Genomic DNA, 18,497 nt, shown 5'->3' with positions numbered 1-18,497 from the left:
GGTGATCACGTTGACCCACGGACAAGGCAGAGGAGGTTCACCCAGGTGAGCGACGGTAGCCGGCTGTTCGCTCGTTTCGCCTTTGCCCCCAACGACCTCGGCTATTGCGGGCCCGCTGAGACGGCGACCCTGTTCGAGCTGGCCGTCACCGGGGACACCGACGCCGATGTCACCGCGATCGCGCGGGGTTTCTCGGGGGCCTGGCCCTACCTCGCCCTGCTCGCCGAGCTCGCCGGCATCGACGACCCGCTGGATGAGCGGTTGGTACGCGCGTACTGGACCGGCAGCGCCCTGCTGCGCGATCTCGACCAGCAGGCGTTCGGCAGCAGGTTGATCGACTTTCTCGGTTCCCGGGCGGGCCACTACTGGCGTCATCTGTCCGCTGACCTGCTGCCCGAGGCAACCCCCACGCACGGTTTCCACGTCTTCGGGGTGTACCCCTGGTCGCGGCTGCTGAATGCGGCCTCCGGCCAGCCGCTGCACGTGCTGGACAGCTGTCGCATCCGGTGGGGCCAGGTGCAGGCGGTGGAATCCGAGCATGTCGTGGTCCGGTCACGGCGGCTGAGTTGGGACGGCTGTCACCTGGAGCTCGCGGCACCCGCCCAGGAGCGGGTGCGGCTGAGCGTCGGTGGCCGCGGCTTCGTGGAAGCACCGCGGCCAGGGGAGTGGCTGGCACTGCACTGGGACTGGGTCTGTGACCGGTTGACGCCCGCCGAGCAGGCCGAGCTCCAGCATTGGACAGGCTGGCAGTTGGACGCGACGAACGAGCGGCTGGCCCGCGAGAGGAAGGCATCGCAGTGAAGTTCTTGGTGCTGTGGCGGATGGAACTGTCGTTGCTCTCCCGCGAGATGGCGCAGGCGGTCGGCCGGATGGGCGAGTACGGAGCGGCCCTGGAGGATGAAGGCCGGCTGATCGCCCGCTATCACGTCGTCGGTGCCCATGGTGGCGCCTGGATCTATGACATCGACTCCCACGAGCAGTTCGAGCAAGTGCTGGCCAGGGCGCCGATCTTCAACTTCGCCCGCTATGACGTCTATCCGCTGGCGGAGATGGTGCGCCCCGTGCTGGGGAGGGTCGATGAGTGAGGCGCGCAACCGGAGCCAGGTGGCAGCCAGGCACTTGCTGATCACCCAACGCCTTCGCCAGCGCCGCGACGATCTGGGCCTCACCCAGAAGCAGATCGTCACCAGGCTGGCCCGGTGCGGGTTGCAGACCACCAACCGGGCGCTGTCGAGCCTGGAACACGGCTCAGGTTTGGACGTGGCGAAGCTGCCGGAACTGGCCATCGCGCTGGACTGCACCGTCACCTACCTGCTCGGGCTCACCGATGACCCGCACAGCTGGCAGCCGGCCGAGCCGGCGGTGGAGCGGGTGGTGAAACCGGTGCCCGACCAGGCGCCGGCACGCCCGGTACCGGCAGGCACGGTACCGGCAGGCGCAGTACCGGCAGGCACAGCGCCGGTACGAGCCACGCCCGCGCCGACCTCGGCGAACGGCTCAGCCGGGCAGTCGCTGATCCTGGGCGAGTTCTTCCCGGAGCAGCCCCGGCGGCGCGAATAGGCCCATCGCTTCTCGCGCCTGATCAGCAGACATCCGTTCCAGCGCGATGCCGCTGTGGATCAGCACGTGATCCCCCGGCAGCAGCGGCCCGCTCAGCAGGCTCAGATCGATCCGGCGCAGCACGCCGGCCACCTCGACCTGGCCCACCCTGCCGCCGTCAGCGCTGGTCTCGCCGACGGTGACGATGCGCCCTGGCAACCCTAGACACATGGCGCGCCGCGCTCAGGCACGGTGGGCAGTGTCGGCGGCGGCTTCCCACTCGATGCCCGCGACGTTCCTGCCCTCGGCGTTCCCGCCACGAATGCCGCCGCCGTCGAGGCCGCCGCCATCACCGGGGCTGCCCATCATCTGCAGGCCGGACAGCGCCTTGCGCGCGCCGGCCTCGTCGATCTGTTCCAGGGCGAATCCCATGTGGATCAGGACCCAATCACCAGGGGAGAGATTCGGGTCATCAAGCATACCGAGGTTGATCGGGCGCTGGGCCCCGAGCACGTCGACCAAAGCGAGTTGCCCGGCGTTGCCCGGCAGGATCTCCACGACCCGCCCGGGAATTCCTAGGCACATGTCAGGACGCCAATCGCAGGTCGAGCAGGGCGCGGACGGCTGCGACCGCCCGCGGAACCGCCGCCGACACCGCCTCGGACAGGCCGATGCCCTCCGCCACGCTCACCGGCCGGCACCCAACCACATAGGTGGGTGGCAGCGTGCCGCCCAGCTGCGAGACGCTGGCCAGCACCGCGACCGGGGCCATCCCGTGCGGATCGAAGTCGCCGGTGCCGAGGTCGTCCTGGCCTACCTCCAGCAGCGTGATCTCGCCGGCCGGGCCGCTGCCCGGAAGGGCATCCACGAGCACCAGGGCCCGGTAGCCGTCGAGCAGGTCGTAGGCCAGATGCATGCCACGGATGCCGTAGTCGACCACCTTGACGCCCGCGGGCAGGTCATCCTGCTGCGCGAGCCGGCGCACCACCTCCGGCCCGAAACCGTCATCGCTGAGGAACAGGTTTCCGATTCCCGCCACCAGCACGCAGTCGGCCACGTCAGGCCTTGTCCTCCGCGCGCGGGGTGCCGGCCTGGTGGGACGGTCCGACCATGTCGTCGTCGAGATCGGTCTCCGGCTGCCGGCTGGCAGGCTGCTCGTCCGACGGGGAACCGGTAGCGCCGCCCGGGGTGTTCGCCGGCTCCGGCGCCTTCGGCTCGTCGTCCTCGACGGGGCCGGTCGCGCCACCGACCTTGACACCGTCGCGCGTCGACTGCTCGCTGCCGTCCAGGTCGGCGGACTCCCGGCGGCCGTCGTAGGGCGGCACGGTCTTGCCCGCCGGATCGACGCCTTCGGGCCCGTTCGGGTCACCCGGACCGTTCGGATCAAGCGTCATCGTCGGCCCTCCTGCCGGCTCAGCCGCCGCCGGACTGCAGGTCCGGCGAATCGGGGTGTTGGGATGACTGCGGAAGCACGCTGGTGTCGGACTCCTCGTCGGACGTGCCTTCGGGGCGGTCCACCGGACCGCCGCCCGGTTCGTCCGAGCCGGTGTCACGGGAACCCATGGGCCCGCGGGCTTCCTGCGGCTCCTCCTCGAGCCGGGTGCCTGGTTCTTCGCTCATCTGCTCCTCGTCCTCCGTCCTCACATCGAACGCATCTTGAGGTATCTCTTGATGTCGGGGATCGATTGCAGGCCGACGGCGACCACGACCGCGGCTGCGGCCAGGCCGGCGAGGGCGGTCAACCTTCCCAGAGTTCTCACGATCGGCTCTCCTCTCGGTTGGTGATCTCGGTCTCGGCGGGCATCGGCTCGAGTTCCTCCGGTGCGAAGTAGAAGTAGCGGCCGTACCACTCGTGCAGGTCGAGGGCGGGGTCCTCGAGCAGCACCAGCGCGACATGCACGTTCCCGTCGACGTCACTGAGCACCGCGTTGACCCGCGCCAGCTGGTCGGCGAAGAACAGGTCCTGGGCATCGGCTCGCCGGGACGGGTGGACCCGCACCACACTGCCGCGGGACACCGGCACGCCGTTGATCAGCACCGCGTCGACCTCGGGCCGCACGCTCGCGTCGGTTGCCGGGTCCCACCACGGCACCTCGCCGGTGTCGAAGCTGGCCGGGTCGAGATCGCGCAGATCGGCAGTGCCGCGCAGGGTGGCGACCGGATCGAAGGGTGAGCCGTGCACCGACGGTCTCTCCGGGGAAGCTGTCTCCGGGGGAGCTGTCTCCGGGAGAGCTGTCTCCGGGAGAGCTGTTTCAAGGGAGGTCAGGGCCGCGGCGTACGGATCGCGCAGGATGCCGTGCAGCTGCTGCAGGTCCGACGGCGACATGCCGTCGCACCGGTCGATGATCGCCCGGGCCCGCGGGTCGGTGGCCCGTGCCTCCGCCTTCTCCTGCTCGGTCATCGTCATGACCCGCAGGGTGAGGATCTCGTCGATCTCGGTCGAGTCGAACAGCGCGCCCTGGCTCTGCACCGCGATCTCGGGATAGTCATAGAGGATGATCGGCGCACCGAGCAGGATGTCGGTCGAGCCCGCCACCCCTGCCAGCACCGGGAAACACCGCTGCTGACGGCAGCGCGCGGCAGCCCGGGCGGCCTCCTCCGGTGGTTCGAGCAGCGAGACGAAATCGGCGCCGCACGCCTGGATCAGCAGGTGGGCGCCGATCAGGGAAACCCGGATAGCGGCATCCTTGCCCGTCACCGGCTCGGGGTGGGTGTTCTCGACCTGCACGCTCAGCCGGTAGCAGCCGTCGTCGATCTCGGCGCTGGTCCGCAGGCGCGCGGTGATCGGCCAGCGACGCCGGACGATCCGCCCGACTTCGCTGCCGGATTCGTCGGTCACCGCCTCGACGTCCTCACCGCCGGGAAACTCCAGCGGGTATTCGGCTGCCTGGTCCACTCGAACCTCGGGCAGGGTGATCTCGCGCTCGACAGCCTCATCCCAGCTCAGCACGGTGCTGCCGTTCACCAGCAGCGAGTCCACCGACCGGTAACCGCCGGCGTCCAGCCGCTGGGTCTGGCGGACCTGAAGTTGCAGGAAACGCAGGTGGATCGTGACGGTCGCGTCCGGAGCGCCGGAAGCGTCGGTGTCCCGTGGCCGGAGCAGGCATTGCATCGACATGCCCGGAGCTTCGCTGAAGCTCGCGGCCGAGGCCTGCGGGGGTCCGAGCACGCCGAACTGCCAGCGGGACTGGTTCTTGCCGGAGCTGGCGCGGTACGGATAGAGCAGATATCCCTCGTAGAGCACCGCATCGGCGATCTCGCGTACCTGGTCAAGTGTCACGAGCTCACCTCGTCCGCGCTGCGCGCCAGGAGCGTCTGGACGGTCTCTTCCCAGCTGGTCAGGCCGTGCCGGGCGCGGTAGTCGGTGAGCGAGCGGAGCACGTCGGAGTCCAGCCGGATCCAGCCGGTGTTCGGGAAGTAGGATTCGATCATCTCCCGCCACACCGCGACCGGCAGGTCGTAGCGGGCCTCGCAGTCCCAGGGCACCTGCTGCACGCCGAATCCGTTGTCCCCCTTGAGAAAAACCGTGCCGGAGAACAGCAGGGTCAGCGGCACCGGGCCGGACTCCAGCGCATGCAGGTACCGAGCGCCCACCACGTCGAAGTCGTAGGTGCAGGGCAGCGCGAGGTCCACCTCGGTCTCGCCGGTGAAGCCCTGCACGGTCGTGTTGCACTGCATCCACTGGAACGGCCGGAGGGTGTCGACCCAGCGGCCGCGGTCACCGAACAGGCCGAGCAACCCGTGCTGCTCCGCCTCGTCGTAGCGGCGCCGTTGCGGTTCGATCCGTACCTGGGCGCGCAGTGCGATCGCGTGGATCCGCTGGCCGGTCGCCTCGGTGATCCGCAGCCGCGCGGTCAGTTGGGGCGCCGCCGCGTATGGCTCGGCAAAGATGGTGACCACGGAGAACGCGTAGTCACTCATGACGAAATGACCGTCGTGGCCGGACGGCTGCGCGCGCGCACCGTGCGGAAGAACTCATCCATCGCCTGGTGTGCCTGCTGGCCGCCGTCGAAACCGCGCCACAGCATCCGCAACCTGCCCACCAGCTCGTAGCAGGCGTCGATCGGAACCAGGTAGCAGGATCCGGCTGTGCTGCCAGTGCTGCCGGTGCTTGTGCTGCCGGTACTTGTGCGGTCGGTGCGCAGGACGAGCAGTGCCTCGACGTCCGGACGCAGCACCGACAGCTCGGGATTGGTCTCGACGATCCGCTCCCAGGCCTGCAGCGGAAGTTCGGACTCGGTGGCTCCAGCCGGGCTCGGGTAGAACGCGATCGTGCGGTCCTGAACGGAATTGCGGAACAGGAACGCCAACCCCACCGGAATCTGCAGCTCGTCCCAGGCCCGCGCATCCAGGGTGAACTCGGTGAAGGACAGGTAGCGCTCCGGAACGGCCCGGTAGTGCAGGTTCGCGGTCTCGTCGGTGAACAGCAGGTAGCAGGCACGGCAGGTGCACATCAGCGCGCGGCTGGTCAGATTGACCACGTGCGAGTGCTCGTCGGCGATCGGCACGGCGCACATCTCGCAACGCTCGCCGGGGGCCTGCTGTGGCCGTGACCGGGTGACCCGCCGCAGCGCTGCCAGCGGGGCACCGGGCCGGCCCGGCGTCATGCCGAGACCGCCGCCGGAACGGCGACCGAGACCGAGACGCCATCAGCCAGCAGGGGAAGCGGCTCCAGGTGCAACGCCTGGTCATCCAGGCAGGCACCGGCCCGCCGGACGTCGTAGTGCGCGCGGCAGCGGGCACAGGTGAGCACCGCGTCCTCGGCGCCGCCGCCGAGCCGGCGGGCCACCGTCGCGCCGGCCATCGGCTCGCCACAGCGCGCGCACCGGTCGCGGAAGGCGAACAGGTCCGTCCCGACCCGGCAGGCCAGTACCGCGACCTGGCCGGCCCGCACCTGCGCGACCGAGCCGGAGGCCAGTGCGAGCAGCTCCGGCACGCTCTGCCAGGACGAGCCGCCGGTGTCACCCGGTGAGGCGCTCACCCGGGAGAACAGCGAGGACATCGGAATCACCGGGCCGGCTGATACCGCCGTGGGAGTCTGGACCTCGATGGTGCTGATCTCGGGCGCGGCGGCCTCGATGGCGCCCTCGACCGCGAGCTTGAGGGTGACCGACGAGGACGGGCATCCGTCGCAGCTGCCCAGCAGGCGCAACCGCACCACGCCGTCGTCGGTGACCTCGATCAGCTCGACGTCACCGCCGTGCGACCCGAGGTACGGGCGCACGCTCTCCAGCGCCTGCTCGATCCGCTGCAGCACGCCGTAGGGGTGCAGGCCGTGCACCAGCAGCAGGCTGGCGACCCGGTCGTCCTCGGCGAGGGCGTCCAGGGTGTCGTCGTCGAGGTGGCCGCGCTCGTGCATGATCTCGAGCACCCGTTCCAGCCCGGCGCCGTACAGATCGGCGACCAGCCGGACCAGCTCCTCGGCGCGCTCGCGCGCGAGAATCCCACCCGCTGAGCTGGCGTCCAGCAGGGTGTCTATCCGCTCACCGGCCGCGCGCCAGTCCGGGTCGCCGGGGCCGCCGGGACCTTGACCGGCCGGTGCCGCCAACGTCACTGGGTACCGGCGGACTGGGTGGGCGAGTGCAGCAGCTCCAGCTTCGTGCCGTTGCCGAGGTACATGTGCACGCCGCACGGCAGGCACGGGTCGAAGCTTCGGACCGTGCGCATGATGTCGATGCCCTTGAAGTGCTCGCGGTCGTTCTCCTCGAAGATCGGCTGCCCCTGCACGGCGTCCTCGTACGGGCCGGGCGTGCCGTAGCTGTCGCGCGGGTTGGCGTTCCACGGCGTTGGCGGGTACGGGTGGTAGTTCGCGATCTTGCCGTCCCTGATGACCATGTGGTGGGACAGCACGCCGCGGACCGCCTCGGTGAAGCCGCAGCCGATTCCCTCGTCCGGCACCTCGAACTTCTCCCAGGTCTTGGTCCGGCCCGCGCGGATCTCGACCAGCGCCTTCTCCGCGAAGTGCAGCGCGGCCGCGGCGGCGTAGGCCTGGAAGTAGGTGCGAGCCCGGTTGCGCTCGATGGTGTTGCTCCACTGCGGGACCTTCCACTCCAGCTCGACCGGGCCCTTGAGGGCGGTCTTGGGAAGGTTGATCCGCACGCTGGTGCCGGTGGACTTGATGTAACCGATGTCGACCAGTCCGGCCAGCGCCGTGGACCACAGCCGGGCGAGCGGTCCGCCGCCGGTGTCCAGTGCGAGGTAGTCCTTGCCGTCGTACCAGCGCGGCGACATCACCCAGCTGTACTTGTCGTCCAGGTCGCGCTTCTGCGGCTTGGGGTTGGTGTGCTGGTTCCACGGGTGCCGGCGGTCGACCGGGTTGCCCAGCGGGTCGTTCTTGACGAACATCTCCTGGTCCTGCCAGTCGTCGTAGTACGACGAGCCGAGCAGGATCCGGATGCCGAGGTTGATCTCGACCAGGTCGGTGGTGACCAGCTTGCCGTCCACGACGATGCCGGGGGTGACGTACATCTTGCGTCCCCAGTTGGTCATGTCCTTGTACTCGAAGTTGCAGTGCTCGGGGTCCTGGAAGGAGCCCCAGCAGGCGAGCAGGATGCGGCGGTTGCCGACCATCTCATAACCCGGCATTGCCTGGTAGAAGAAGTCGAACAGGTCGTCGTGCATCGGCACGACCTTCTTCATGAACTCGACGTAGCGCATCAGCCGGGTCAGGTAGTCGGTCATCAGCTGGATGGTGGCCACGGTGCCGACGCCGCCCGGGTAGAGCGTCGACGGGTGGACGTGGCGGCCCTCCATCAGGCAGAACATCTCGCGGGTCATCCGGCTGACCTGCAGCGCCTCGCGGTAGAACTCGCCGGTGAACGGGTTGAGCGAGCGCATGATGTCGCCGATGGTGCGGTACCCGTGCGCGTCCGCGTGCGGGGCGTCGGTGCGGTTGGCCTGTTCCAGGACGCGGGGGTTGGTCTCGGCGACCATCTTCTCGCAGTAGTCCACCCCCACCAGGTTCTCCTGGAAGATGTTGTGGTCGAACATGTACTCGGCGGCCTCGCCGAGGTTGACGATCCACTCACCCAGGTGCGGCGGCTTCACCCCGTAGGCCATGTTCTGCGCGTAGCACGAGCAGGTGGCGTGGTTGTCGCCGCAGATCCCGCAGATCCGGCTGGTGATGAAGTGCGCGTCGCGCGGGTCCTTGCCCTTCATGAAGATCGAGTAACCGCGGAAGATGGAGCTGGTGCTGTGGCACTCGGCGACGACCCGCTGGTCGAAGTCGATCTTGGTGTAGATGCCGAGGCTGCCCACGATGCGGGTGATCGGGTCCCAGGCCATCTCCACCAGGTTGCTCGGGCTGTGGCCGTTGGCACTGTGTTGCGCGCCGGTCTTGGGAGTCGTCGCGGTCATCGGCGTCTCTTTCGGTGTCGAGTGGGTCGAGTCGGGCGGGTTACCAGGTTCGGGTGGCGCCGGTGGTCAGTTGCCGGCCGCGCTTGCGCCACTTGGGTTCTTGATCGACCGTGTGCGTGGTGATGTGGCGGAGCCGGCGCACCGCATTGCCGTAGAGGCCCACCGCGGTCGTGGACAGCTTGCCGCCGGGAGGCTCGTCCATGAATGGCATGAACTTGTCGGGGAAGCCGGGCATGGTGCAGCCGATGCAGATCCCGCCGACGTTGGGGCAGCCGCCCATCCCGTTCATCCAGCCGCGCTTGGGCACGTTGCACTTGACCACCGGGCCCCAGCAACCGAGCTTGACGATGCACTTGGGGGAGCCGTACTCGGTGGCGAAGTCGCCCTGCTCGTAGTAGCCGGCCCGGTCACAACCCTCATGGACGGTCTGGCCGAACAGCCAGGTCGGCCGCAGCGCGTCGTCGAGCGGGATCATCGGGGCCTGGCCGGTCGCCATGTAGAGCAGGTAGGTCAACGTCTCGGACATGTTGTCCGGCTGGACCGGGCAGCCCGGGACGCAGACGATCGGGATGCCGGCCTTGGACTTCCAGTTCCAGCCGAGATAGTCGGGAACTCCCATCGCGCCCGTGGGGTTGCCGGCCATCGCGTGGATGCCGCCGTAGGTGGCGCAGGTGCCGACCGCGACGATCGCGGTGGCCTTGGGAGCCAGCCGGTCGAGCCATTCGCTGGTGGTCATCGGCTGCCCGGTGGCCGGATTGTTGCCGAACCCGCACCAGTAGCCCTCATCGTGCAACTGCTCGTTGGGGATCGATCCCTCGACGACCAGCACGAACGGCTCGAGCTCGCCGCGGTCGGCCTTGAAGAACCATTCGAGGAAGTCGTCGGCGCCGCCGTTCGGGCCGCACTCGAAGTCGATCAGCGGCCAGTGCACCGCGATCTGGGGCAGTCCCGGGAGCGCGCCGAGGGCGATCTCCTCGATGCTGGGCTGGGTGGCCGCCGTCAACGACACGGAGTCGCCGTCGCAGCTGAGGCCGGCGTTGATCCACAGCACGTGGATCAGGGTGTCTTCGGCTTTCTTGGCTTCCTCGGTAGGCATCTGAGTCGAACCGCCATTCCAGATCGGCACACGGCTGGGTGGCACCGTGGTGGCCGCCCTGCAGCGCGGATACCTACGACGCCGTGTCCTGACCTTAGGACTTCCGGTGGCTCTCGTCGGAGGTCTTTTCGGACGGAATCCGGGATTCCGGGATCCGGTAATTTTTGATCGGGTGGCTGCCGCGGCGCGGGCTTTAGGCTGGGGCGACTCGAACATGCCCACGCCGAATGGGGCATACATCTATGCATGAGCTTGCCATCGCCGAGGACGTGCTGGGCAGCATCACCGCCCGCACGGCCGAACGGAAGGTCCATGCGGTGCGCCTGGAAGTCGGCAAGCTGTCCGGTGTCTCCGCCGACTCGCTCCGGTTCTGCTTCGAGCTGGTGGCTGCCGGGACCGGGGTCGACGGTGCGGTGCTCGACATCAGCGAGCCGGCCGGGCGGGCGCGCTGCCTGGCCTGCGCGGAAGAGTTCGCCCTGGACGATCTGATCCTGCTCTGCGGGTGTGGCAGTTCTGATGTGCGGATCCTGGCCGGCGACGAGCTGCGGATCGTATCGGTGGAGGTGAGTCGGTAGATGTGCGCCACCTGCGGATGCGGGGACCCGATGGGCGTCCGGGTGATCGACGTGCGCGGTGATGTGCCGGCCGAGGCCCACAGCCATGCGGGGCACAGCCACCACGGGCACGGCTATGACGGGCACAGCCACGACGGCCACGGCCACGACGGCCCCGGCCACGAGGGCCACAGCCACGACGACCATGCCGGCACCGAGACGCTGCTGCTGGAAGAGCGGGTGCTGGCCAAGAACGACGCGCTGGCAGGGCACAACAGGGACTGGCTCCGGGCCCGCGGTGTCCTGGCGGTCAACCTGATGAGCTCGCCCGGCTCGGGCAAGACCACCTTGCTCGAACGCACCGTGCGCGAACTGGGCGCCGCGACACCGGTGTGCGTCATCGAGGGAGATCAGGAGACCACGTTCGACGCCGACCGCATCAAGGCCGCGGGCGCCCCCGTGGTGCAGGTCAACACCGGGGCCGGCTGCCACCTCGACGCGTCGATGCTGCGGACCGCGCTGGAGACCCTGGACCCGCGCGGTGGCATCGCCCTGATCGAGAACGTCGGCAACCTGGTCTGCCCGGCCCTGTTCGACCTGGGCGAGGACTGCCGGGTGGTGATCATGTCGGTGACCGAGGGTGCGGACAAGCCGCTGAAGTACCCGCACATCTTCGCCTCGGCGACCCTGATCCTGCTGAACAAGGTCGACCTGCTGCCCTACGTCGACTTCGACGTCGCCCGGTTCGAGCACGACGCCGGGCTGGTCAACCCGAACGCGGCCGTCATCGCAGTCTCGGCCACCCAGGGTGACGGGCTGGACCGCTGGTACGGCTGGCTATCCGAGCGAGCCGGCCGGCAGCGTCGAGGAGACCAGCTCGCGGACCGACGCGGCGTCCTCGGCCTCCAGCGCTGACCGCGCGAGGCTCCTGCAGCGCTCCAAGTCCAGTTCCCGGACCCGGGCCTTGACCGCGGGCACCGACCGCGCCGAGACGCTGAGCTCGCTCACCCCCAGCCCGATCAGGACCGGGATCGAGAGCTCCTCGGCCGCGGCCTCCCCGCAGACCGCGACCGGAACCAGGCCGGCCGCGGTCCGGCAGACGTGCGCGATCAGGCTGAGGACGCCGGGATCCAGCGGATCGGCCAGCGCCGCGACGGCGGCGTTGCCGCGCTCGGCCGCGAGCGTGTACTGGGTCAGGTCGTTCGTGCCGATGCTGACGAAGTCCAGGTAGGGCAGGAAGCGGGCGATCTTCAGCGCCGCGGCCGGCACCTCGACCATCATGCCGACCCGCAGCCCGTCCGGCAGCCCGGCCGGGCCCGCCGCGTCGTCGAGCACCTGACGGGCATCCCGAAGCTCGGACACGGTGCTGACCATCGGGAACATCACGCTGACCGGAGCCTGCCGTGCGACATCGCAGATGGCAGCCAGCTGGTCCTGCAACAACTCGCGGCGCTGCAGGCTCAACCGGATGCCGCGGCGCCCGAGATACGGGTTGTCCTCCACCGGCACCGGCAGGTAGCTCAGCGGCTTGTCGCCGCCGACGTCCAGGGTGCGCAGCGTGACCCGGCGCCCGGCCATCGCCTCGGCGATCCCAAGGTAGTGAGCGGCCTGCTCGTCGCGGTCCGGGGCCGCACCACGGTGCAGGAACAGGAACTCGGTACGCACCAGGCCGGCACCGTCGGCGCCGTTCGCGGCCGCCACCAGCGCGTCGGCGTGCGAGCCGAGATTGGCGGCCACCTCGATATGGATGCCATCGACGGTGCAGGCCGGCGCCCCGGCCGCGGCGCGGTTTCTGTTGTTCCGGTCGGCCAGTTCGGCAGCCCGGCCGCGAAACCGCGCCACGGTGGCCTCGGGCGGGTCGAGCACCAGTTCGCCGGTGGCCCCGTCGAGGGCTATCAGGCTGCCCTCGGCCAGCTCCAGCACGCCGGCACCCGCACCGACCAGGGCCGGGATGCCTCGGGAGCGCGCCAGGATCGCGGCGTGCGAGGTGGGGCTGCCATAGGCCAGCACGATGCCCTGCACGGCGCCGGCGTCGAGGTCGGCCACCTGGCCGGGGGTGAGCTCGGCAGCCACCAGGATGCCGGGGCCGCTCAGGGCGACCGCCGTCGTGCCGGTCAGGGCGGCGACCAGCTGCGCACCGATCGCGCGGACGTCCTCGGCGCGGGCGCGCAGGTAGGGGTCGGGCAACTGCGCCCACTGCCGCTCCACGACCGCCACGGCATCGGCGCAGGCCGCCACCGCGTCCGCGCCGGCGTCCAGCCGGGCCTTGATGTCGGCGAGCAGCTCCTCGTCCTCGAGCAGCAGCAGGTGGGCGTCGAAGATGCGTGCCTGGTGCGGCCCGGCCTGCTCGGCGAGCGCCCGGTACCGCTCGATCTCGCGCCGGACCGCTGCCAGCGCCTCGGTCACCCGTTGCCCTTCCGGCACCCGCCTGCCCGGCTGGGCGCGGTCGCCGGCGGCTCGGGCGGCGGGTCCACCGGTGCGCCCGAGCTGCCGGACCGGGCCGATGCCGATACCGGGCGAGGCGGGCAGCGGACCGGTCTGCTGCGTCCGGGCCGGCTCGGGCGACTCGTCCACCGGCTCGTCGAACCGGCGCCCGGCAAGTTCGAGCACCCGGTCCAGCGCCTCGCGGGCCTGCCGGCCGGCGGCGAGCACCTGGACACGATGACCGTGCAGCGCGCCCAGGATGGCCACCTTGCTGAGGCTGGCTGCCGGCAGCGGTCCGGCGCCGGTGGTCAGGTTGCGCAGCCCGACCTGGGCGTCCAGCCCGCGCAGCGCGCTGACCAGCAGGGCAGCCGGGCGGGCGTGCAGGCCGTGCCGGTTGGTCACGGTGAACTCGGCCACCGCTTCAGTCGCGCTGCCGGTGCTCGCCGGTTCCCCGGCGTTCCAGGGTTTATCGGCGTTCGACGGCTTCCCAGGGTGCGGCGGCTTCTCGGTGTTCGACGGCTCTTCGGTCTCCGGTGGCAGGCTGTGCGCCTCCAGCTGTGCCACCTTGCCCATCAGCGCTCGTCCCGCTTCGGCAGCCACCTCCTGACGCCCGGCACCGCCGGCAGCGGCCACCGCCGCCACCACCAACCCTTCGACCAGCGGCGCGGCCGACAGCACGACCCGATCCCGCAGTTCGGTGTCGGACAGCAGTTCCAGCGCCAGCTCCGCACTGAGCACCGCGCTGCCCAGGTCCATCAGCACCACGACGCCTGCGGGACCGGCCACCTCTTCGATGGCAGCCTGGATGGCGACGGCGTCGGTGCCGAGGGTCTGCTCGTCCAGGCCGGCGGCCACCGCGATCGGCACCGGGCTGCCGTGCAGCATCTGCGAGGCCAGTTCCACCGCCGCGCGGGCCAGCGCGCGGCTGTGCGAGACCACGACGAGCCCGACCAGATCGCCGGAACCGGCCACCGCCCCAGCGTTCACGACACTGCCCGAATCACGACACTGCCTGAATCACGACACTGCCTGAATCACGACACTGCCTGATCACGACACTGCCCGGGTCACGACACTGCCTGATCACGACACTGCCTGATCACGACAATGCCCGGACGGCGGCCGCGACGAGGAGTGCGGTGGTGGTGGCGCCGGGATCCTGGTGCCCGACGCTGCGCTCACCGAGGTAACTGGCGCGGCCCTTGCGGGCCAGCATCGCGATGGTGGCGTCCCGGCCCCCTTCGGCGGCGGACAGCGCCGATCGCAACGCCTCGTCCTTCGCCGTCCCGGTGGCCGCGGCCGTTTCCAGCGCGGCCACTGCCGGCGCCAGCGCGTCGAGCATGGTCTTGTCCCCGGGCTCGGCCTTGCCACGGGCACGCACGCCGTCCAGTCCCGCGCGCAACCCGGTGGCGAGCTGGGCCAACGAGATCTCGGTGCCGTCTCCCAGGGCGGCGCCGATCCGCAGGAACATCGTGCCGAACAGCGGGCCGCTGGCGCCGCCGACGGACGAGACCACCGTCATGCCCAGCTTGGTGAACAGCTCCCGGGCGGTGGCCGGGCCCGACTCCTCGATCGCGGTTACCGCCGCCCGCATCCCGCGGTCCATGTTCGCCCCGTGGTCGCCGTCGCCGATCGCGGCATCCAGGCCGGTCAGGCTGTCCTTGTTCTCGGCGACGAGCTCGGCGAAGGCGCGTACCCACCTGTCCAGATCCGCCATCGACACGGTGTCGGTCATGGTCAGCCCCAGCTCAGGAACGGCGTCCGCACCGGTGCGTCCCACAGCGACAGCAACTCCTCGTCGGCCTTGAGCAGGGTGACCGAGGTGCCGGCCATGTCCAGCGACGTGATGTAGGAGCCGACCAGCGACCGTGCCACCTGCACACCGTGACCGGTCAGGATCCGGTTCACCTCGTGGAACATGAGGTAAAGCTCGATGAGCGGCGTGCCGCCGAGGCCGTTGACGAACGCGATCACCGGGTCACCGCGGTGGAACGGCAGGTCGGCCAGCACCGGCTCGACGAGCATCGCGGCGATCTCGCGGGCCGGCGCGTACGGCACCCGCTGGCGGCCCGGTTCGCCGTGGATCCCGACGCCCAGCTCCATCTCGTCCTCGCCGAGTTCGAAGGTCGGCTTGCCGGCAGCCGGAACCGTGCACGAGGTGAGGGCCAGGCCCATGCTGCGGCCGTTGCCGGCAACCCGGTGGGCCAGTTCGGCGACCTGCTCCAGCGGCCGGCCCTGCTCGGCGGCAGCTCCGGCGATCTTCTCCAGCAGGACGGTGACGCCGACCCCGCGCCGGCCGGCGGTCCAGGTGCTGTCCCGCACCGCGACGTCGTCCTCGGTCACCACCGTGAGAATCCGGAGGTCGCCGTCCAGGGCGGCCAGCTCCGCGGCCATCTCGAAGTTCAGGACGTCGCCGGTGTAGTTCTTGACGATGTGCAGCACGCCGGCCCCGCCGTCGACGAGCCGGGTGGCGGCCAGGATCTGGTCGGGCACCGGCGAGGTGAACACCTCGCCGGCGCAGGCAGCGTCCAGCATGCCGGGTCCGACGAATCCGGCGTGCAGCGGCTCATGCCCCGACCCGCCCCCGGAGACCAGGCCGACCTTTCCCCGGCGTGGCGCGTCGGCCCGCGAGACGATCCGCTGCCGATGGTCGACGGCGAGCTCGGGGTGCGCGGCCTCGATGCCCAGCAGCGCTTCGGCGACGACATCGTTCGGGTCGTTGATGAGCTTCTTCATGCCTGATCGTCTCCTCGTCGGATCGGACGCTACGCCGGGTGCGCCGGCCGCGGCCAACCGGCGGGTGAACGCCGTGACACCGGGCCGGCCGGGGGCAGGACCGGCGGTGGCCATTGGGCGGTGGCTGGTGAGCGCTGGCTAGTGGGCGTCGACGGCGTGCCGGCGGGTGCCCGCCGCCGGGTCGGGCAGCTCCGTCGCTGCTTCGGTACCGGCGTGCCGGGTGCGGCGGTCCGACGGCAAGGTCAGGGTAGCGGCGCCCAGGATGAAGGCACCGGCGCCGAGCAGCAGGTAATAGTTCGGCAACCACCCGGTGTCATTGGCCACCGATCCGCCGACCAGGTTGCCCACCACGCCGCCCGCACCCTGGAAGACATTGGCCAGCCCGAAGATCAACGTCGCCTGCGACACCGTCGACACCCGTCCGACGTAGGCCGGCACCAGGCCGTAGATCGGATAGAAGCTCAGCCCGAACAGTGCTGCCGCGGCGAACGGCATCCAGCCCGACTGCGCGCCGTGCAGCAGCAGGCAGCTGGCCAGGAACATGCCGTAGCACAGGGTGAGCGTGCGGCGCAGGCCCAGCAGGTCGCCGAGCCGGCCCACCGCGAAGCCGGCCACCGCGCCGACCACCGCGATCGTCATCCAGACCGCGGAGGAGTACTCGATCGACTGCCCGCCGTGGTCGCGCAGCAGCGGCGCCAGGAAGTTCTGGAACGACATGAACGAGAACCCGTTCATGAACTTGATGACCCAGATGCCGACTATCCAGACACTGAGGAAGGCGATACCGGCGGCCAGCGAGCGGCGCGGTCGCGGGCCGGCGGTAGCGGCCTTGCCGGCGGCTCCGGAACCGGCCGGGTCGGCAGCGTCTGAGAACAGGCCCAGCCGGTTGAAGAGCCGGCAGGCGATCACGATGAGCACCACGGAGGTGCCTGCCACCGCGAACCACACCGCTCGCCAGCCGACGGTATGGGTCAGCGCCGGGATGATGGCGGCCGAGACGAACACCCCGTACGTCGTTCCGCTGGAGATGATCCCGAGCGCGGTGCCACGCCGGTTGTCACCGATCAGGCGCGGCACGATCTCGACGATCGGTACGTACACCGAGGCCGAGGTCCCGGCCGCCACCGCGAGGCAGGCGGTGAGCACCACGGTGCTGCTGGTCAGGCCGACGCCGATCAGGCACAGAGTGCACAGCACCGCCGAGCCGACCACCACCACGGCGCCGTTGAACCGGTGGCTCAGCCAGGTCGCGGCGAAGGCGAAGACGATGAACAGGAACTGGCCTATTCCGGCGATCTGGCCGGCGGTGGCGTAGGAGAAGCCGAGATCATCCGACATCGTCGGCAGCAGCTGGCTGAAGACGTAGATGCCGAAGCCGTAGGTCACTCCGACGAAGCCCGCGATCAGCAGGACTGCCGACCATCGCTGCGCCGGCGTTCCGGTTGGTGCCGTCATGCTGGGCTCTCCTTCGTGCGGGCCGGTGGCTGTCAGTCGAGTGCGGTGCGGACGGCGCGGTGCAGGAAGAAGCCGGAGTCATCGGCCGACTCGACCGGTCGCTGGTCGCCGAAGGAGTCGATGTGGCCGAAGCCCGCGCTGCGCAGATCATCGCGCAACTGGGCGAACCGCAGCGACTCGACGGTGAGCGTCCGGAAGAAGCCGTCGGCGTAGCGGTAGCCGAAGCTCGTGGTGGCCTGGTCGCTTGCCACCAGCGAGACGTCGACGTTGCCGGCGTACACGCTGCGCCCGGGTGGCATCTGCTGGTGATCGACGATGTAGTCGAAGTTGCGGTGATCGACCAGCAGCACGCCGCCGACGGACAGCAGGTCGTGAATCCGGCGCAGCAGGGCCCGGCGCTGGTCCGGACCGGCGTGCGGCATCGAGCTGCCCAGGCACACCACGGCGTCGTAGCGCGGTACCGACAGCGGCCTCAGGTCCTCCCACGGCAGTTGCTCGATCCGGATGTCCGTCCCCGACGCTGCCAGGTTGATCCGGGCACGCTCGACCATCTCCGCGCTGCCGTCGCTGGCATCGACCTGGTAACCGGTGGCGGCGAAGTGGGCCGCGTGCACTCCGGTGCCGCACGCGATGTCGAACAGCGCTCGACCCGGCGAGGGGCCGGCAACGATCCGGTTCAGGAAGTCACCCTCGGACTCCAGCCGCCGCCGCCAGTCCACCAGTTCGTCCCAGCGGGCGGCGAAGCCCTGCCCGTACTGGTCAATCACCAGCTGCGCCGTCATGCCGCGCTCCGGGCCAGCTGGAGGGCGCTGAACGACTCGTGCATCTCATGCGCGCGTTGCCAGGCGGCCGAGGGCTCGATCGGGTCGTGGTTGACCTTGAAGTGCCGATCGAGGATCTCCAGCTTGTCGGGCCTGATGGTGGCGGTGCCGGTGACGGGGTCGATGTGGCGCACCCCGTCGGCGTACTGGCCCTTCTGGTTGATGAGGATGGCGTCGGCCTCGCTCAGGCCTTCGGGCAGGCTCAGCTCGAAGCCGTCCCGGCTGGCCAGTACCGGATACCCGCCGGGGAGCCCGTCCGGGGCGGGGGCGTGCACCAGGAGCGGCCGGTCACTCAGCAGTGCCCGCAGCACCGACAGCACCGACGAGGCCGTCAGCGACTGCCCGTCGATGCCGCCGGTACGCCGGCAGAACGTCGACACCCCGTGCTGGATGGCAGTGACTTGGCCGGTGATGTCGAGGATCCGGCTGCCGTGCCGGATCTCCAGCGCGGCCGGGGACTCACCCGCATCGCCGGCCCGGGGCAGCCGATGGCTGTAATAGTGCTGCGCCACCAAC

Annotated in this window: 22 protein-coding genes and 1 pseudogene; 5 read left to right on the top strand and 18 right to left on the bottom strand. The window is 70.1% G+C overall.

The window, feature by feature from the left end; genetic code table 11:
- Positions 1-45: 45 nt before the first annotated feature.
- Genes VF542_RS12645 through VF542_RS12635 form a run of 3 tightly spaced genes read left to right on the top strand, consistent with a single transcriptional unit; the run spans position 46 to position 1,560 of the window.
- Complete coding sequence (locus VF542_RS12645) at positions 46-801, top strand: DUF6390 family protein (RefSeq protein WP_408652062.1); 756 nt, start codon at positions 46-48, stop codon at positions 799-801.
- Positions 798-1,085, top strand: a complete 288-nt coding sequence (locus VF542_RS12640; protein ID WP_408652061.1) for a muconolactone Delta-isomerase family protein — start codon at positions 798-800, stop codon at positions 1,083-1,085. Before VF542_RS12645 ends, VF542_RS12640 begins: the two co-directional genes overlap by 4 nt.
- Entirely contained in the window at positions 1,078-1,560 is a 483-nt protein-coding gene (locus VF542_RS12635) for a helix-turn-helix domain-containing protein (protein WP_408652060.1), read from the top strand. Before VF542_RS12640 ends, VF542_RS12635 begins: the two co-directional genes overlap by 8 nt.
- Here the strand turns inward: VF542_RS12635 and VF542_RS12630 are convergent.
- From VF542_RS12630 to VF542_RS12575, 12 genes are read right to left on the bottom strand one after another with little or no spacing between them, the layout of a single operon-like run.
- The gene (locus VF542_RS12630) at positions 1,498-1,758 is read right to left on the bottom strand and encodes a HypC/HybG/HupF family hydrogenase formation chaperone (protein ID WP_408652059.1); all 261 of its coding nucleotides are present in this window, start codon (positions 1,756-1,758) and stop codon (positions 1,498-1,500) included. The two genes, VF542_RS12635 and VF542_RS12630, sit on opposite strands and share 63 nt — an antisense overlap.
- A gap of 24 nt (positions 1,759-1,782) precedes the next feature.
- Positions 1,783-2,124, bottom strand: a complete 342-nt coding sequence (locus tag VF542_RS12625) for a HypC/HybG/HupF family hydrogenase formation chaperone (RefSeq protein ID WP_408652058.1) — start codon at positions 2,122-2,124, stop codon at positions 1,783-1,785.
- A 1-nt stretch (position 2,125) separates the two neighbouring features.
- Positions 2,126-2,596: a hydrogenase maturation protease gene (locus tag VF542_RS12620; protein ID WP_408652057.1), complete on the bottom strand. Its 471-nt coding sequence runs from the start codon at positions 2,594-2,596 to the stop codon at positions 2,126-2,128.
- 1 nt (position 2,597) lies between these two features.
- Positions 2,598-2,933 carry a hypothetical protein gene (locus VF542_RS12615; RefSeq protein WP_408652056.1) on the bottom strand — a complete coding sequence of 112 codons (336 nt, stop codon included), beginning with the start codon at positions 2,931-2,933 and terminating at the stop codon, positions 2,598-2,600.
- A 19-nt stretch (positions 2,934-2,952) separates the two neighbouring features.
- On the bottom strand, positions 2,953-3,159 hold the full coding sequence (locus tag VF542_RS12610) for a hypothetical protein (RefSeq protein WP_408652055.1): 207 nt from the start codon (positions 3,157-3,159) through the stop codon (positions 2,953-2,955).
- Between the two features lie 20 nt (positions 3,160-3,179).
- Positions 3,180-3,299, bottom strand: coding sequence for a DUF6893 family small protein (locus VF542_RS12605; RefSeq protein ID WP_408652054.1), 120 nt, complete (start codon positions 3,297-3,299; stop codon positions 3,180-3,182).
- Positions 3,296-4,819 (bottom strand): hypothetical protein, encoded by a 1,524-nt coding sequence (locus VF542_RS12600; protein WP_408652053.1) that lies wholly within the window; start codon positions 4,817-4,819, stop codon positions 3,296-3,298. The genes VF542_RS12605 and VF542_RS12600 overlap by 4 nt, the downstream gene beginning before the upstream one ends.
- On the bottom strand, positions 4,816-5,460 hold the full coding sequence (locus tag VF542_RS12595) for a DUF6084 family protein (RefSeq protein WP_408652052.1): 645 nt from the start codon (positions 5,458-5,460) through the stop codon (positions 4,816-4,818). Before VF542_RS12595 ends, VF542_RS12600 begins: the two co-directional genes overlap by 4 nt.
- Positions 5,457-6,146 (bottom strand): DUF5947 family protein, encoded by a 690-nt coding sequence (locus VF542_RS12590; protein ID WP_408652051.1) that lies wholly within the window; start codon positions 6,144-6,146, stop codon positions 5,457-5,459. The genes VF542_RS12595 and VF542_RS12590 overlap by 4 nt, the downstream gene beginning before the upstream one ends.
- Positions 6,143-7,087: a NifU family protein gene (locus tag VF542_RS12585; RefSeq protein WP_408652050.1), complete on the bottom strand. Its 945-nt coding sequence runs from the start codon at positions 7,085-7,087 to the stop codon at positions 6,143-6,145. The genes VF542_RS12590 and VF542_RS12585 overlap by 4 nt, the downstream gene beginning before the upstream one ends.
- 2 nt (positions 7,088-7,089) lie before the next feature.
- Positions 7,090-8,895 (bottom strand): nickel-dependent hydrogenase large subunit, encoded by a 1,806-nt coding sequence (locus VF542_RS12580; RefSeq protein WP_408652049.1) that lies wholly within the window; start codon positions 8,893-8,895, stop codon positions 7,090-7,092.
- A 40-nt stretch (positions 8,896-8,935) separates the two neighbouring features.
- On the bottom strand, positions 8,936-9,991 hold the full coding sequence (locus VF542_RS12575; protein ID WP_408652048.1) for a hydrogenase expression protein HypE: 1,056 nt from the start codon (positions 9,989-9,991) through the stop codon (positions 8,936-8,938).
- A 242-nt stretch (positions 9,992-10,233) separates the two neighbouring features.
- On the opposite strand from VF542_RS12575, the gene VF542_RS12570 reads away from it, so the two are divergent.
- Positions 10,234-10,566: a hydrogenase maturation nickel metallochaperone HypA gene (locus VF542_RS12570; RefSeq protein WP_408652047.1), complete on the top strand. Its 333-nt coding sequence runs from the start codon at positions 10,234-10,236 to the stop codon at positions 10,564-10,566.
- Positions 10,567-11,460, top strand: a complete 894-nt coding sequence (gene hypB, locus VF542_RS12565; RefSeq protein WP_408652046.1) for a hydrogenase nickel incorporation protein HypB — start codon at positions 10,567-10,569, stop codon at positions 11,458-11,460.
- On the opposite strand, the gene ptsP is transcribed toward hypB, so the two are convergent.
- The 6 genes and pseudogenes from ptsP to VF542_RS12535 all read right to left on the bottom strand — a co-directional run.
- Positions 11,383-13,941, bottom strand: coding sequence for a phosphoenolpyruvate--protein phosphotransferase (ptsP, locus tag VF542_RS12560; RefSeq protein ID WP_408652045.1), 2,559 nt, complete (start codon positions 13,939-13,941; stop codon positions 11,383-11,385). The two genes, hypB and ptsP, sit on opposite strands and share 78 nt — an antisense overlap.
- 127 nt (positions 13,942-14,068) lie before the next feature.
- The gene (dhaL, locus tag VF542_RS12555) at positions 14,069-14,704 is read right to left on the bottom strand and encodes a dihydroxyacetone kinase subunit DhaL (RefSeq protein ID WP_408652070.1); all 636 of its coding nucleotides are present in this window, start codon (positions 14,702-14,704) and stop codon (positions 14,069-14,071) included.
- A gap of 2 nt (positions 14,705-14,706) precedes the next feature.
- Positions 14,707-15,705: a dihydroxyacetone kinase subunit DhaK gene (gene dhaK / locus VF542_RS12550; protein ID WP_408652044.1), complete on the bottom strand. Its 999-nt coding sequence runs from the start codon at positions 15,703-15,705 to the stop codon at positions 14,707-14,709.
- A gap of 138 nt (positions 15,706-15,843) precedes the next feature.
- Positions 15,844-17,160 carry an MFS transporter gene (locus tag VF542_RS12545; RefSeq protein ID WP_408652043.1) on the bottom strand — a complete coding sequence of 439 codons (1,317 nt, stop codon included), beginning with the start codon at positions 17,158-17,160 and terminating at the stop codon, positions 15,844-15,846.
- Positions 17,161-17,192: 32 nt separating this feature from the next.
- Positions 17,193-17,942 (bottom strand): class I SAM-dependent methyltransferase, encoded by a 750-nt coding sequence (locus VF542_RS12540; protein WP_408652042.1) that lies wholly within the window; start codon positions 17,940-17,942, stop codon positions 17,193-17,195.
- Positions 17,939-18,497: pseudogene (locus VF542_RS12535) on the bottom strand (hypothetical protein); the annotation flags it as partial. The pseudogene VF542_RS12535 and the gene VF542_RS12540, both read right to left, overlap by 4 nt.

Origin of the sequence: Jatrophihabitans sp., assembly GCF_036389215.1 — a bacterium.
Classification (GTDB): domain Bacteria; phylum Actinomycetota; class Actinomycetes; order Mycobacteriales; family Jatrophihabitantaceae; genus Jatrophihabitans_A.
This window is presented reverse-complemented; position numbering and strand designations above follow the sequence as displayed.

Excerpts from the sequence above, each read along its gene's own strand:
- VF542_RS12590 (WP_408652051.1), bottom strand. The coding sequence starts at position 6,146 with ATGACGCCGGGCCGGCCCGGTGCCCCGCTGGCAGCGCTGCGGCGGGTC.
- VF542_RS12595 (WP_408652052.1), bottom strand. The coding sequence starts at position 5,460 with ATGAGTGACTACGCGTTCTCCGTGGTCACCATCTTTGCCGAGCCATAC.
- VF542_RS12580 (WP_408652049.1), bottom strand. The coding sequence starts at position 8,895 with ATGACCGCGACGACTCCCAAGACCGGCGCGCAACACAGTGCCAACGGC.
- VF542_RS12545 (WP_408652043.1), bottom strand. The coding sequence starts at position 17,160 with ATGACGGCACCAACCGGAACGCCGGCGCAGCGATGGTCGGCAGTCCTG.
- dhaL (WP_408652070.1), bottom strand. The coding sequence starts at position 14,704 with ATGACCGACACCGTGTCGATGGCGGATCTGGACAGGTGGGTACGCGCC.
- dhaK (WP_408652044.1), bottom strand. The coding sequence starts at position 15,705 with ATGAAGAAGCTCATCAACGACCCGAACGATGTCGTCGCCGAAGCGCTG.
- hypB (WP_408652046.1), top strand. The coding sequence starts at position 10,567 with ATGTGCGCCACCTGCGGATGCGGGGACCCGATGGGCGTCCGGGTGATC.
- VF542_RS12540 (WP_408652042.1), bottom strand. The coding sequence starts at position 17,942 with ATGACGGCGCAGCTGGTGATTGACCAGTACGGGCAGGGCTTCGCCGCC.
- VF542_RS12610 (WP_408652055.1), bottom strand. The coding sequence starts at position 3,159 with ATGAGCGAAGAACCAGGCACCCGGCTCGAGGAGGAGCCGCAGGAAGCC.
- VF542_RS12615 (WP_408652056.1), bottom strand. The coding sequence starts at position 2,933 with ATGACGCTTGATCCGAACGGTCCGGGTGACCCGAACGGGCCCGAAGGC.
- VF542_RS12575 (WP_408652048.1), bottom strand. The coding sequence starts at position 9,991 with ATGCCTACCGAGGAAGCCAAGAAAGCCGAAGACACCCTGATCCACGTG.
- VF542_RS12570 (WP_408652047.1), top strand. The coding sequence starts at position 10,234 with ATGCATGAGCTTGCCATCGCCGAGGACGTGCTGGGCAGCATCACCGCC.
- VF542_RS12635 (WP_408652060.1), top strand. The coding sequence starts at position 1,078 with ATGAGTGAGGCGCGCAACCGGAGCCAGGTGGCAGCCAGGCACTTGCTG.
- VF542_RS12625 (WP_408652058.1), bottom strand. The coding sequence starts at position 2,124 with ATGTGCCTAGGAATTCCCGGGCGGGTCGTGGAGATCCTGCCGGGCAAC.